Below are 13380 nucleotides of genomic sequence, written 5' to 3'. Positions count from 1 at the left end.
GTAACCTCCTTCGGACTCATATGACTCTCGTTCTTGGCGAGTCCCTCCATATTACTCCGGTTTTACCAGAAACAGAGGCTGCCCGAATTCAACAAGTTGACCATTCTGCGCGAGGACTTCTACGATTTCGCCTGTGATCTCTGCTTCCAGTTCATTCATCAATTTCATGGCCTCAATGATGCAGACCGTTGTCTTGTCGCTCACCTTGTCTCCAGGGCTTACAAATGGCCCTGCTTCTGGGGATGGGGAACGATAGAAGGTCCCAACCATCGGTGATACGATTTTATGTAATGAGCTGTTGCTATCCTCCACTGCTTCCTGCACAGGTGCCGCTGCAGGTGTTTGATTCTCTGTGCTCGGCTGTACGACTGGCGGTACCATCACTTGCTGTGCCGGCATATACGCTTGCGGTGCTGCCTGGTAATGGTTTACGATCTCAGCCGCATTCGGTTTCTTAATGGATAAGCGTGTACCTTCGCTTTCAATCTCCAGTTCATGCACGGACGTTTGATCCACCAGCTTAATAAGTTCCTTGATTTCATTTAATTTGAACATTATCGACGTTCACTCCTTCACTTTCTTGGAAGCCCGCTTGGGACAGTCAGTCAATAGCTTAGAGTATTATATCACAATCGAGCGAAATAGAAAGAGTCCAAGGCAATCCTTAGACTCTTTCAGGTTGATCATAATTTGGGAGTTTTTGTTGAAATCTGTAGACTTGCTTATGGTGTAACATATTGGACAGTTACTTTATCAGGCGATACTTTAAGTTCCTTCATGACCAGATTCATGATGCCCGCTGCGCCTTTTGCGTCCAGTTTCTCACTCAGGACAACCACATTATATTTCTCGTTCTCTTCCTTAACAACAGCATTGCCGAATTGCTGCTGCAGTGATTCTTCAATGCTGTTAATTACCTCCTCTTTCCATTCAGCCGCTTTCAGTTGCTCCGCTGCCTGTGCCGTTTGTTCCGGCTGATTTTCATGATTGTTAATTTTGCCAATTAAATCATCGTACAGCTTCATATTTTTTTGATTGCGGTCCAGCTTATAGGAATCCAATTGAGCTACAGCTGATGTTGCGTTGGCTGCCACTTCTTCCAGTACTTCCTTCTCTGTTTTCACGCCGGTGTCCGTACTGCTCGTATCTTTAGATTTCTCGGATCCTTCTGTGGACTCCTTCACTTCGGGTTCAGCTGCCTGATCCGCTTCTACGCCAGCTTTACCTTTATCTGTGCTGCTAGTTTTGCCTTGGTCCTCTTCTTTACCCTGTGTGGCTTCCGCCGGGTCCTCAACACCGGTAACTCCGGTATCTGTCAGTCCAGCTCCCTGCTCATTGGCGCCGGAATCCCCATCCGTACCTTCTTCAAGCACTTCATTGATCACCAGCTCATCCACAGCCCCTGTGTTTCCACTTGCTTCTTGGCCGGCATTAGGCTTCTGACCGTCCACCTGCGTGCTTTCAGCAACCGGTGGCGCTTTCGTTCCTGAATCGTCCGTGAACAAATAGTATGCTGACAAAATAACCATTAAACTAAGCATGGATACCAACCAGATGGTTTGTCTTTTATTATTCATTTGAACATTTCCTCCTTTTGGATGAAAAACATATGCATGGATACTACGGGACCTGATTCTTGAAAGAATTCACTGTTATTCCTGCTTCCGCGGCACTACAGATATGCGGTAGGAAGGGACGTTCAGACCGCGCTGGATTGCATCCACGATCAAACCCTTTACAACTTCATTCTCAGCACCTTTGGCTACGACCAGTACTCCCCGTACTTGAGGCTTGATCTTCTTGGTTATGATCGGCGTCTCATCACCCGAAGAATCATAGGTGACAATCTGTCCATCACGTTGATAGCTCGTTACATGACGTTTACCGCCGTTAGCATCCGTTTCTTCCGTCAGTTCCTGTGTGTCTTTCACATCTTTCTGCATCACGAGTTCTTCCGTAGATTCTACGGTTACCATGACGTCTACGGATCCGACACCTACAATCTGCTCCAGCATCGTCTTTGTGCGCATTTCGAAATCCTGTTCGATGCTTTCAAACGTACTGCCTCCGCTGCCTGCAGTTCCCTCCTGGGTTGTTGAGATCATGGCTGATTCTTGCGGCGGTTCGCGACCGATATTCTCGTGATCCAGCTTCTTCACGTTGACGAAGGAGTTGAACAGCATGATCGCGACTCCCACGAGCCCCAGTATAATCAACCATCGGAAGGTCTGCATTTTCCTTGCTCCATTCGCCCCGCCCCCAAGCCACTGTTCCAACCTCTTCAACCAGTTTCCCATCATCCTCACCTCCACTAAAGCTTTTTATCTTGTTCTTGACCCGGCATATATATTGTGATTAGATCCGGCTTCAAATCCCATCTCCTGCTGATATATCGGCGAACCGGTTCTTCTCTTGCTGCTTGGGTTTTGCTGACTGCTTCAGCCTTCTCTTCGGTATCAGCTTTCCCCTTCCGTTCAGATGTGTTGGATTCGACATGTACCTGAACGGAATCCACTGGGGTTACATTAATGGGCTGCCGAGTTTCCTTGATAACCTCTTCATGTGCCAATTCACCTCCAGCCAATCTCACATCTACCGAGCGGATCGCTGCGCTTGCATATTCCTTGTCCTTACCAGCAACAGCCGATAGCATGACCTTGACTTCCTGAACTGCTTCCCCGATTTCTTGCTCAATTTCCTCTTTCATCACGCGGGCCAATTCATTTCCTGCCCATTGAAGACTTTGACTCTGCTGCATATCTTTGATTTTCTCTGCCTGTGCCATAATCTGCTCTAATTGAACCTCTTCCGGCAGCCCCTTCTCCTGTCTCTCCAGTTCCAACGCCAATTGATTCTCTGGCGACTCTGTAAATAATTTAACAATCGGACTTAAAAGCGTTAGCAGAATCAACAGGCTCAGGACCAATCTGGCGTATCGTTCAAGCGCCTTGCTCGGCAGAATCAAATCAACAAAAGCTGCAAAGAGAACCACCATGACGACGCTTTTCAACCAACCTCCAAGCCAGTCCATTCGTATTCCTCCCCATCCATCGCTGCAGCCGCTTGTTGTTTCACCTCATCATCACGGTAATGTTGCCTGCCGTAAGCAGAATTGTGATTGCCAGGAAGAACATCATACTCACGGCGGCAAGAGCTGTAAAAACATACAGCATCGTTTTTCCGATCATCTGCAAACAAGTACCGATTGGAGTGTCGCCCAGCGGCTGCATGACGGCAGCAGCCACGTTATAAATCAAGGCCAGCGTCAGAATTTTGATCGCAGGAAAGGCGCACAGGAACAAGATGATGATGACACCGGCCAGTCCAATCGAGTTTTTAACAAGCAGCGAGGCCGAGATCACGGTATCTGTAGCATCAGCGAACATCTTGCCGACGACCGGAACAAAATTGCCAGTTACATATTTAGCCGCCCGGATCGTTACTCCGTCGGTAACCGAACTCGTTAGTCCTTGAACGGATATGACGCCGAGAAACACGGTGAGCAGCACACCCAGCACGCCCATCGATATTCCGCGCAGCAGATTGCCAAGCTGGGTCAGCTTGTACTTTTCTGATAGTGAACTGACCAGATGCAAGAGAGCCGAGAAGAACAGCAGCGGGAAAACTATGGTGCTGATCAGCGTGCCTACCGTATGTACCATGAATATGACGAGGGGATGAGCTACCGAGACGGTTACCACATTGCCCATCGAAGCCATGAGCGCAAAGAGCAAGGGCAGCATAGCCATCATGAAATCGATCATTTGCGTAATCGCGTCCCGTGCATACCCAATGGCGATGTTGAAGCTGTTAACAGCTATGACCAGAACCACCATATAGCAGATGGTATAGGCAACCCGGCTTACGGTGCTCTTTTCAAAGGCTGACTGCAAATTCTCAAGGATCAGACTCATGATACTCAGCATGACGATCGTAGCGAGCAGCTTGCCGTTGTAGAGCACCTCATGCCACAAATATTTACCGATCCCCGACATAACTCCCTTGAAGCTCAGCCCGTCACCGCCCGGCAGCAGCATATCCATCAATGAGGGAGTCCTTCCGTCAGGAAAAAAACCGCCATAATCCTTCATGAGCCGATCCCAGTATTTCTCAACCTGCTCTGTCGGCAATTGCTCCGTCTGCTGCTCTATCCATCCATCAGCCGGATTACTTGTCTCAGCTGCATAAACTACGCCGCAGAATATGCCGGATAGAAGCAACATCAGGATCAGTAGTCGAAAGACGGCTATGCTTCTTCGAAGTATCGCTCCTCTTCCCATGTCCCCCCACCTTTATCAAGCCGGGAGGAGCTTCAGGACCGTCTCGATGATGATCCCGATAATCGGTACAGCGAGCACCAATATGAGCACTTTTCCCGCCATTTCTATTTTGGATGCGATCGATTCCTGTCCGGCATCCCGCACGATCTGAGCCCCCATTTCTGCAATGTAGGCAATTCCGATAATTTTCAAAACTGTCTTCAGATAGATGATTTGAACTCCTGAGTTCTCCGCCAAATCTTCCAGCATGGACAGGACATTGCCGATCTTCCCAATCAGGAGCAGAAAGATGAGAACCGAAGTCGACACAGCAAGAAGAAAAGCGAAGAGCGGTTTCTGTTCCTTGACGATCAATATCAGAACGGTAGCGATGAGGCCCAGTCCTACCACCTGGATCATTTCCATAAGAGTCCACCTACTGAAATAGAAAAATACTTTTGATTTCCTTCAGCAAATCATCGAGCAATCGTACGACCATGAACAGCACAACCACAAACCCGATCAGGGTTACCCAATGTGCCATATCCTCTTTACCCATCTGTTTCAGCACGGTATGGATCATGGCTATAATGATTCCGATCCCGGCAATCTGGAAGATGGCATTCACTTCAATGTTCATTTCCCTTGGCACCTCGCTAAAAGATCAAAATGACGATCAATGCTCCAATGAGCAGCCCCAGACTTTTGCTCATCTTTTCATATTTGACCTGGTCATCCCTCGCCGCCGCTTCTTCATGCTTGAGCTGGAGGGCGGCCAATGCGATATGTTTGATCTGGTCCTGCCTGTCACTGGTGCCAAGTACGCTGCTTAGCTGCTCTAACACTTCACGCTCGGCACTTCTCATAGACGTTCGCCTCCAATATTCACCCAGCGCCTTGCGGATGCTGTCCTGTGCCGATAAACCGTAGTCCGGTCTCATGTAGAGTGCCGCTGAGCCGAACAATGACTTGAGCGGTTCGCGGAGGGAAGCACTGATTCGCTCCAGCGCATCAGGAAGGGGCGTTAATCCATAACTGATCTCCGTCTCCAACCGCTGCAAAGCGAGAATCAATTCTCGCAGCTGCCTCGGTCTGGCTGCAAATTGCTGGGCCTGAAAAAAACCCGCTAGCGTACCTGCTCCTAGCACGAGTACAGCCCCCACCAGTTTAAGCATGGGCGTCACCACCCGGTGAACGGCTCATTGTCGTTTGAAGGGCCCGTTGACCTCCGTCGTACAGCTTGTAAGATCTGTGCTCTCCATTTCTATTCAGAACCGCGTACATCTCAAACAACCGATTTTCCAGCAGTCCAAAGAGCGCTGGGCGGACCCGCATATCCTGTACGGATGAGCCGTGTGCGGTGGCAATCACACTGATGCCTGCATGCAGCGCCTCGATGACAGCCTCTGCATCCTCAGGCCTGCCGATCTCGTCCACAATCAGAACATCCGGGGACATGGACCTGATCATCATCATCATTCCTTCGGCTTTCGGACAACCATCAAGCACATCGGTGCGAGGACCAACATCGAAGCCGGGTACTCCGCGCAAACAACCGGCAATCTCAGATCGCTCGTCAACAATTCCAACCTTCATGCCCGGCCAATGCAAGGCCGAGTTCCCCCACTTCCCGTAGCTAATTTGTCGTGCCAGATCTCTTAGCAGTGTGGTTTTTCCATGTTGTGGAGGTGATAGAATCAGTGAGTGCATCACCCGTTTTTGTTTTCGATCAAGCAAATGCGGAAGCATATCATCCGCCGCTCCTTGAATCTCCTTGGCGATCCGGACATTAAAACCGCTGATATCCCGAATATGCTCCACTTTCCCCCCGCTGAGCACCGTCCGGCCGGTAAGCCCGACACGATGGCCACCCGGTATCGTTATAAAGCCTTTGCGCAGTTCTTCTTCCATCGTGTAGAGGGAGTGATTGCTGATCAAATCGAGCAGCCTATGGGTATCCTCGCGCGTCGGAATATATGCTTCCTCAGGCCGTAAAGTAAGCCCGCCTTGACGGTCCAGAAAATGATGCCTGCCCGCTGAATTGATCTCAAGCGGACGACCCTCCCGGATCCGCACCTCCTCCACATGATCAAGAAGCTCATTCGATAAATTGTGCAGCATTCGTTTCACGGTTTCGGGAAACAGCTCTAACCAATTCAGTGTCATATCAATTTCCCCCAGAGTTGTCCTTTTTTTGATCATCTTCTAATAAGAGAACTTCTTATCCCATGTGTATGCTTGTACCGGGGAAATATGCAGCGAATCTATCATCTTTTTAAAACCCCGTATAAGAGACAGGAGACCCCGCATAATATCCACCCAATCTTCCCCCAAGACAATTTATCTGCCATCCCCACAAGACCGATCGTGGTTGTTACGATGAGAATCAGCGGGCCCATGAAAGCCAATGCAGAATTTACGGCCAGCGCTTTATCCACCTGGTTCAGACGAAGCATGATAATAGCCGCCACGATCTCGAGCCCTCCGGAGAAAAAGCGAAGCGTTGCCATGCTAGCGACAAACTTGTCCAACATGCGATATTGTCCTCCTTCTACCTTCTTCACATCTGTGATGATTAAAATTATGCGGAGAACTCTCGTTTTATCTCTATTTTTTGTAATTTCATAGAAACGAATGTATATGCTTCTGACAACGCAAAAAATCCCGGTCATTATCGACCGGGATTTAGTCTATTAAGATAGATAATTACAGTTTTTCAATAAGGCTTTATTTACCGCCGAACCTGCGGTCCTCCGACCAAAGCCTGCTGATCTGTATCGAGGCCGTACGCAGTGTGAAGCGCTTGTACGACTCCTTCCAGATTGCTTCCTTCAATAACACAGGATACTTTGATCTCAGATGTGCTGACCATTTTAATGCTGACTCCCTCTCTGGAAATCACATCAAACATTTTGGCAGCGACACCAGGGTGACTGACCATACCGGCTCCGACAATCGATACTTTCACAAGATTATCTTCCGAGGTTACATCACGGTACGGAATTTCGCTGCGAATGCGGTCAATGACCGACAATGCACGCTCCGTGTCCGCCAAAGAAATGGTAAAGGAGAAATCCGCTTCACCATTCTGTACGCCGCTCTGAACGATAATATCAACGTCAATCTCTGCTTTGGCAAGTTCGCCGAACACTTGTGCAAGCACACCCGGTGTATCGGAAACACCCAGAATACTAATCCTTGCCACGTTCTTATCAAATGCAATTCCGCTGACAACCACACCTTGTTCCATGCTTGCTTCCTCCTTAACAACCGTACCCTCGTTATGATTAAAGCTGGATCTGACGACAAGCTTCACTTGATTATGCTTGGCATACTCAACCGCACGCGGGTGAAGAACAGCTGCACCAAGATTGGCAAGCTCCAGCATCTCGTCATAGGAAATCTCTTTTAGCTTGCGCGCACATTTGACAACCCGTGGATCGGTCGAGTAAATGCCGTCCACGTCGGTATATATTTCGCATACATCCGCTTGAATTGCAGCGGCAAGAGCCACCGCAGTGGTATCTGATCCCCCACGTCCTAGCGTAGTAATTTCTCCATCTTCAGACATTCCCTGGAATCCAGCAACGATAACGATATTCCCTTCAGCCAGCGCTTTGTGCACGCGCTCTGGCTTAATATCATTTATACGGGCTTTGCCATGGACGGCTTCGGTGCGGAATCCCGCCTGCCAGCCGGTAAACGACATCGCTTTACGCCCCAAGCCATGAATAGCCATCGATAACAGCGAGATTGATATCTGCTCTCCTGTGGTCATCAGCATATCCATTTCCCGTGCCGGTGGATTCTCGTTCAACAGTTTAGCCTGATCAATTAAATCGTCTGTCGTATCCCCCATAGCAGATACAACGACTACACATTGATGGCCTTCATCTTGCTTCTCCACAATTCTTCTGGCAACGCGTTTCATGCGTTCTGTATCCCCTACAGAGCTGCCTCCGAATTTCATGACGTACAATGACAATGCTTCTTTCACTCCCCACTAATATCAATATGTAACAGTACTCAGATGGTTTCTCACTTTAAAACAGTATAATACGAAAGAGAGTCACCCCGTCAAGGCTTTTCAGAGCAAAAGGGCATGATATGAGCAAAAAAGCCCGTTCATCGCAAAAAACTCCCGTACAATTGTACAGGAGTCATGTTGCTTCTGAAGATAAAGGCAGCCTGTCAATAGGTGAAGGCGCCCGCATGCATACTACTATGCACGGGAGATATATTTACCTTCGCGGGTATCGATTAGAAGTACATCATCTTCGTTAATGAACAGTGGAACCTGCACATTCAGGCCGGTTTCCAATTTCGCGTTCTTGGTTGCCCCTGTAGCCGTATTGCCTTTAATGCCTGGCTCCGTTTCAACTACTTTCAACTCAACGCTGTTCGGCAGGTTAATCCCGAGGATTTCCCCTTGGTAGCTGATGATGTGCACATTCATGTTTTCTCTCAAAAAGTTAAGCTCCCATTCCAGCTGTTCGCTGGTCAGGCTAAACTGATCATAGGTTTCATTATCCATGAATACATGCTCTTGCCCGCTAGCATAGAGATACTGAACGCCACGGTTTTCGATGATGGCACGGCCGATCGTTTCGCCTGCGCGGAAAGTTTTCTCAACGGTATTGCCATTGCGAAGGTTTTTGAGCTTCGAACGGACAAAAGCAGCACCTTTACCTGGCTTTACATGCTGGAAATCCAAAACGGTAAAAATATCGCCATCCACTTCTACGGTCAAACCTGTTTTAAAATCGTTAACTGAAATCACTAAGATTCCCTCCTAAGGTTACGGTCTAATTAATATAGTACACAACGTTCTTGAAGTACAAGCTCAAAGATTCTACTTATTGAACAACTCTTAAAGCACGGTATAATCCTTCGACGAACTTGTTAATATGTGAATACCCGTTTCTGTGATTACAATATCATCTTCGATGCGGACACCGCCAAGACCCGGCAAGTAAATCCCCGGCTCTACGGTGACCACCATACCCGGCTGCAGCACATCATCACTCAGCTTGGACAGTCGCGGAGATTCATGAACTTCCATACCTAGACCATGCCCTGTGCTGTGACCAAAATATTCCCCGTATCCGTAACGTGAAATAATATCGCGCGTTAATGCGTCTGCCTCGCGTCCCGTCATACCAGGCTTGATATGATCCAGTGCGTGAAGCTGCGCTTCCAGCACAATATCGTAAATTTCTTTCAGTTTAGAATCTGGGTTACCAAGGGCGACTGTTCTCGTCAGATCGGAGCAGTATCCATCCAGCAGCGCACCGAAATCAAACGTTACGAATTCGTTCCCTTGAATCACGCGCTCGCTGGCCACGCCGTGCGGAAGCGCCGAACGTTCTCCCGAAGCTACGATCGTATCAAAGGAAGAGGATGTAGCGCCATTCGTACGCATAAACATTTCCATCTCCAGATCGATCTCACGCTCTGTTTTGCCAGAAGCCAGAATCGTCAGTATATGGCTGAATGTCTGGTCGGCCAAATCAGCAGCCCGCTGCATGATTTTCAATTCCTCAGCATCCTTGAATATTCGCAGTTCCTCAACCATCCCAGATACCGGAACCAGGCTGACTGGCGCCAGTTGTTCCGAATAAGCGGAAAACACGCCGTATGTAACATGATCCTGTTCGAATCCAAGCGATGTAATCCCTTCGGAAGCGAGCAGTTCTTTAACGGTCTCCATGACGTTCGCACCATGCTCAACCACTTTAAATCCGGCTGCTTGCTGCGGAGCTTGCGTCATATAACGGAAATCTGTCAGCAGATAGTTCTCATTGTTCGTAACCAGAACATATCCGGCGGAGCCAGTAAAGCCTGATAAATATCTGCGGTTAATCGGGCTTGCCACCAGAAAGGCCGACAAACCTTTGGTCTGGAGTTTCTCGCGTAGTTTAACGACTCGTTTGTTGCCCATTCTTACCCTCTCCTCGCCCTTCTCTCATGCCAGCATAAAACCGGCAAAAGACGTCTTCGATAATGTTCGGATTTGCCAGACAGGGTTTGCGAACATTTTCTGCAATAGCAGCTGTCCCATAGGAGGGCAAGCAATTACTATACAGAAAAATAACTACCCTTCTTGGTTATCCAGGACTTGCAATAGGGCCGACAGACCCAATGTGTAACTCGCTGCGCCAAAACCGGCAATCTGACCGGCTGCAACCGGTGCTATAACGGATGTATGGCGGAATTCCTCTCGGGCATGAATGTTCGACAAGTGAACTTCCACTGTCGGAATTCGGGCAGAGCTGATGGCATCACGTATTGCGTAGCTGTAATGGGTCAGTGCTCCCGGATTGAGAAGTATGCCATCCGCCTGTCCAATCGCTTCGTGGATACGATCAATGATAGCACCCTCATGATTGGACTGATAGAAGGAAATACGGATACCGGCGATATCCGCCTGTTTACGCAATTGCTCTTCGATCGCCTGCAAACTGAGTGAACCATAAATACCCGGTTCACGGAAGCCGAGCAGGTTTAAGTTCGGTCCGTTGATCACCCATATGGTTTTCATAGGGCTCCCCACCTTTTCGTCAAATAACCAAAAGCTATTTTACCATAGGCGATGTAGGATTGAGAAGTTTTTCTTCTTTAAGAGGTTGTTCAAAAAGTCCGCTTTTGATAAGAAAACCAATCGAGGCAAATTCAAAGGCTGAGCGACCGCGATTCGGAAGTAGGTTTTCTTGCGATATAGAATTTCATCAACTCCGTTGATAACTTATAAATCCTATATCTAACACGAAGCGAATCAGGAAGCAACTCGCCATCGAATCTTGAATTCAGCCGGGCCTAAGCAGATGCTTTCGAAGTATGTTTCCTGCGGAAACATTTCAGGTGCTCACGTACCCAAAACAGCAAATGCTTTCGAAGGCCTTTTCTGCGAAAACCTGTAGCTCCGCTCCTCAATCCCTAGCTTCATCTAACCTAAAGCGTTTTGAAAAAACGCACTTCGGAAGCATAAGCTTCGGTGCTGAAAATCGACCTTTTTGAACATGCACTTTAACCAATTACCTTCTTGGGTTCTCGCAGTTTTTCGTCTGTAAATTCCTGCGCAGCGGTATATCCGATAAATAACCCCCACAATATAAAAATGCAAAACTCGGATATATTCGTATCCCAAGGCAGCTTCTTCACAGGTTCCGTTAAGCGAAGCCAGGGATTCAGCGCTACAAACAGCACCACCCACCATACGATTCCGTAAATGATGCCAGGCCAGGGCCCTTTGAGCTTCCTGAACAGGATGACATAGAGAAGCGAGGCAATAACAGAAAAAGCGATAAAGGATAGCCAACCGGCAATTTGCCCAGCCGCGGTCACAAGGAAGTCATGTTTAAAGAATGGCTCCAGCAAGAAACCGGGCAGCACTCTCGTAAATTTCAACCAGTAAAACAGCCAGAGCACGGCACCCCAGATTAATCCTGCGTAATAGCCCAGCTCTAAGGCGAACAAGATAGGATTGGTGATTTGATTCTCCTTACGGAATTGATGTTCATGCATCTATGGATTCCCCTCTCTAGGCATATCAAAGAACGACATATTTTTTGTTCTTATCCCAAAGTAGTATGCTCCGCTTCGGCTGAGCTAATCCAACTAGAAATTACGATCAAAATTCGATACAATAGTTAATAGAACGAATAACATGTCAGGGAGGGTGAGCTGGTTGTCCGATAAGTCAACCCCGATCAGCTATGGAGGCCAAGCTGTAATCGAAGGCGTTATGTTCGGCGGCAAGCATGTGAATGTGACAGCCGTGCGACGTAAGAATAATGAAATCAAGTTTCTCGAGGTGCCTCGCGAAGACAAGGCATGGATTCGGAAACTGCGGAAGATTCCGCTTCTTCGCGGCATCGTCAGTCTCATAGATTCTACAATCAAAGGTTCCAAACATTTGAATTACTCGGCGGATGCATACGCTGACGACACTCTGGAGCCTGAAGAACGTGAGAAGCAGAAAGAGAAGGAAGACTCAGGCTGGAGTCTAAGCATGATCATTGGTGTAGCCGCTGTCAGCGTGCTCTCCTTTGTATTCGGCAAGCTGCTGTTTACACTCGTTCCTGTTTTTCTAGAGAATTTCTTATTTGGCAGTTCATTTGATAACTACATTCTGCATAACCTGATTGAAGGTGTCATTAAGTTAATCCTGCTTCTTGTGTATTTATGGGCAATCTCCCAAACACCTGTTATCAAAAGACTATTCCAATACCATGGTGCGGAACACAAAGTAATCAGCGCATTTGAAGCCGGTGAAGAGCTAACGGTGAAGAACGTTCAGAAATATACTCGCTTGCATTACCGCTGTGGAAGCAGCTTTATGATGCTGACCATCGTCCTCGGCGTTGTCGTCTACTCCGTAGTGCCATGGGATACCATGACGCAGCGAGTCATTCAAAGAATCGCACTTCTACCGGTTGTGCTTGGTGTTTCCTTCGAGTTCCTGAAACTTACGAATGCCATGCGAGACCTGCCGATTCTCCGTTTTCTCGGTTATCCCGGTCTGTGGCTGCAGCTTCTGACAACGAAGGAACCTACCGATGATCAAGTCGAAGTATCCATCGCGTCCTTCAACAGAATGCGTGAGTTAGATGCTCAATACGAGAATGTTCCCGTTCACCAATCTGTGACAGGAAGTGTGTTGGATCCCGCGAAAGGGTGATAATCGATGAGAAGGCATGCGATCATTTTTTGGACGGCGGTCTCGTTAGGCGGCTTTGGACTGCTGGCACTCCTGTTAGACCCTGGTTCTCGAATGCAGCTGCTGATTCCACTGATTATAGTTGCAGTCGTGTACGTGCTCTACAAGTTTCCGCCTCGCCGATTCAACAAGCGGCCCAAGGTGAAGCCGTCCAAGCGAACAGCCGCTAAGCTGGCAGCCAAGAACCAGGCCGTACGGAAAAGCACGCCAACCACTAAGCGCAAGCAATACCCGTTTCAGGTTATTGATGGAAACAAAGGCAAATCGGATTCGTCCGAAGATGTACCTAAATATCATTGACAAGAAAACCGTCCACCGTGCAAGGAATGAAGTGCCCCCTGTCAAGTAGACAGACTTAAAAACAAAATCATCAGTATTCCATATCCCCTCGGGTTATCAAGA

17 protein-coding genes are annotated in these 13380 nt (G+C 48.2%); 2 read left to right on the top strand and 15 right to left on the bottom strand.

The features are described 5' to 3' along the window. Nucleotides 1-51 precede the first annotated feature (51 nt). The 15 genes from accB to AM231_RS05330 all read right to left on the bottom strand — a co-directional run bounded on the left by accB (nucleotide 52) and on the right by AM231_RS05330 (nucleotide 11783). Entirely contained in the window at nucleotides 52-555 is a 504-nt protein-coding gene (gene accB, locus AM231_RS05400; RefSeq protein ID WP_054401606.1) for an acetyl-CoA carboxylase biotin carboxyl carrier protein, read from the bottom strand. A 167-nt stretch (nucleotides 556-722) separates the two neighbouring features. After that, on the bottom strand, nucleotides 723-1577 hold the full coding sequence (locus AM231_RS05395) for a SpoIIIAH-like family protein (RefSeq protein WP_054401605.1): 855 nt from the start codon (nucleotides 1575-1577) through the stop codon (nucleotides 723-725). Nucleotides 1578-1652: 75 nt separating this feature from the next. After that, entirely contained in the window at nucleotides 1653-2297 is a 645-nt protein-coding gene (spoIIIAG, locus tag AM231_RS05390) for a stage III sporulation protein AG (RefSeq protein WP_207383600.1), read from the bottom strand. Between the two features lie 14 nt (nucleotides 2298-2311). After that, nucleotides 2312-3031 carry a stage III sporulation protein AF gene (gene spoIIIAF / locus AM231_RS05385; protein ID WP_054401603.1) on the bottom strand — a complete coding sequence of 240 codons (720 nt, stop codon included), beginning with the start codon at nucleotides 3029-3031 and terminating at the stop codon, nucleotides 2312-2314. A gap of 40 nt (nucleotides 3032-3071) precedes the next feature. Continuing rightward, complete coding sequence (gene spoIIIAE, locus AM231_RS05380; protein WP_053488863.1) at nucleotides 3072-4280, bottom strand: stage III sporulation protein AE; 1209 nt, start codon at nucleotides 4278-4280, stop codon at nucleotides 3072-3074. Nucleotides 4281-4295: 15 nt separating this feature from the next. Further along, a complete protein-coding gene (gene spoIIIAD, locus AM231_RS05375; RefSeq protein WP_054401602.1) occupies nucleotides 4296-4685 on the bottom strand; it encodes a stage III sporulation protein AD in 390 nt (129 codons plus the stop codon). Between the two features lie 10 nt (nucleotides 4686-4695). Beyond that, nucleotides 4696-4899, bottom strand: a complete 204-nt coding sequence (spoIIIAC, locus tag AM231_RS05370; RefSeq protein ID WP_007129715.1) for a stage III sporulation protein AC — start codon at nucleotides 4897-4899, stop codon at nucleotides 4696-4698. Between the two features lie 16 nt (nucleotides 4900-4915). Next, a complete protein-coding gene (spoIIIAB, locus tag AM231_RS05365; protein ID WP_053488865.1) occupies nucleotides 4916-5434 on the bottom strand; it encodes a stage III sporulation protein SpoIIIAB in 519 nt (172 codons plus the stop codon). Further along, nucleotides 5427-6425, bottom strand: coding sequence for a stage III sporulation protein AA (spoIIIAA, locus tag AM231_RS05360; RefSeq protein WP_054401601.1), 999 nt, complete (start codon nucleotides 6423-6425; stop codon nucleotides 5427-5429). Before spoIIIAA ends, spoIIIAB begins: the two co-directional genes overlap by 8 nt. A 101-nt stretch (nucleotides 6426-6526) precedes the next feature. Beyond that, on the bottom strand, nucleotides 6527-6793 hold the full coding sequence (locus tag AM231_RS05355; RefSeq protein WP_053488867.1) for a YqhV family protein: 267 nt from the start codon (nucleotides 6791-6793) through the stop codon (nucleotides 6527-6529). 197 nt (nucleotides 6794-6990) lie between these two features. After that, a complete protein-coding gene (locus AM231_RS05350) occupies nucleotides 6991-8244 on the bottom strand; it encodes an aspartate kinase (protein WP_053488868.1) in 1254 nt (417 codons plus the stop codon). A 237-nt stretch (nucleotides 8245-8481) separates the two neighbouring features. After that, nucleotides 8482-9039, bottom strand: coding sequence for an elongation factor P (gene efp / locus AM231_RS05345; RefSeq protein WP_053488869.1), 558 nt, complete (start codon nucleotides 9037-9039; stop codon nucleotides 8482-8484). A gap of 90 nt (nucleotides 9040-9129) precedes the next feature. Beyond that, complete coding sequence (locus tag AM231_RS05340) at nucleotides 9130-10200, bottom strand: M24 family metallopeptidase (RefSeq protein ID WP_054401600.1); 1071 nt, start codon at nucleotides 10198-10200, stop codon at nucleotides 9130-9132. Between the two features lie 153 nt (nucleotides 10201-10353). Further along, the gene (gene aroQ, locus AM231_RS05335; RefSeq protein WP_053488871.1) at nucleotides 10354-10800 is read right to left on the bottom strand and encodes a type II 3-dehydroquinate dehydratase; all 447 of its coding nucleotides are present in this window, start codon (nucleotides 10798-10800) and stop codon (nucleotides 10354-10356) included. 485 nt (nucleotides 10801-11285) lie between these two features. After that, complete coding sequence (locus tag AM231_RS05330; RefSeq protein WP_053488872.1) at nucleotides 11286-11783, bottom strand: YqhR family membrane protein; 498 nt, start codon at nucleotides 11781-11783, stop codon at nucleotides 11286-11288. 163 nt (nucleotides 11784-11946) lie between these two features. Between AM231_RS05330 and AM231_RS05325 the strand changes: the two genes are divergently transcribed. Next, nucleotides 11947-12939 carry a DUF1385 domain-containing protein gene (locus AM231_RS05325; RefSeq protein WP_053488873.1) on the top strand — a complete coding sequence of 331 codons (993 nt, stop codon included), beginning with the start codon at nucleotides 11947-11949 and terminating at the stop codon, nucleotides 12937-12939. Between the two features lie 6 nt (nucleotides 12940-12945). Further along, nucleotides 12946-13278 (top strand): hypothetical protein, encoded by a 333-nt coding sequence (locus AM231_RS05320; protein ID WP_053488874.1) that lies wholly within the window; start codon nucleotides 12946-12948, stop codon nucleotides 13276-13278. Nucleotides 13279-13380: the final 102 nt, after the last annotated feature.

Origin of the sequence: Paenibacillus solani, from assembly GCF_001277345.1 — a bacterium.
In the GTDB taxonomy this organism is placed as follows: Bacteria; Bacillota; Bacilli; order Paenibacillales; family Paenibacillaceae; genus Paenibacillus_AQ; species Paenibacillus_AQ solani.
Note: the sequence above shows the minus strand (reverse complement) of the source record. Positions and strands in the feature narration are given on the sequence as shown.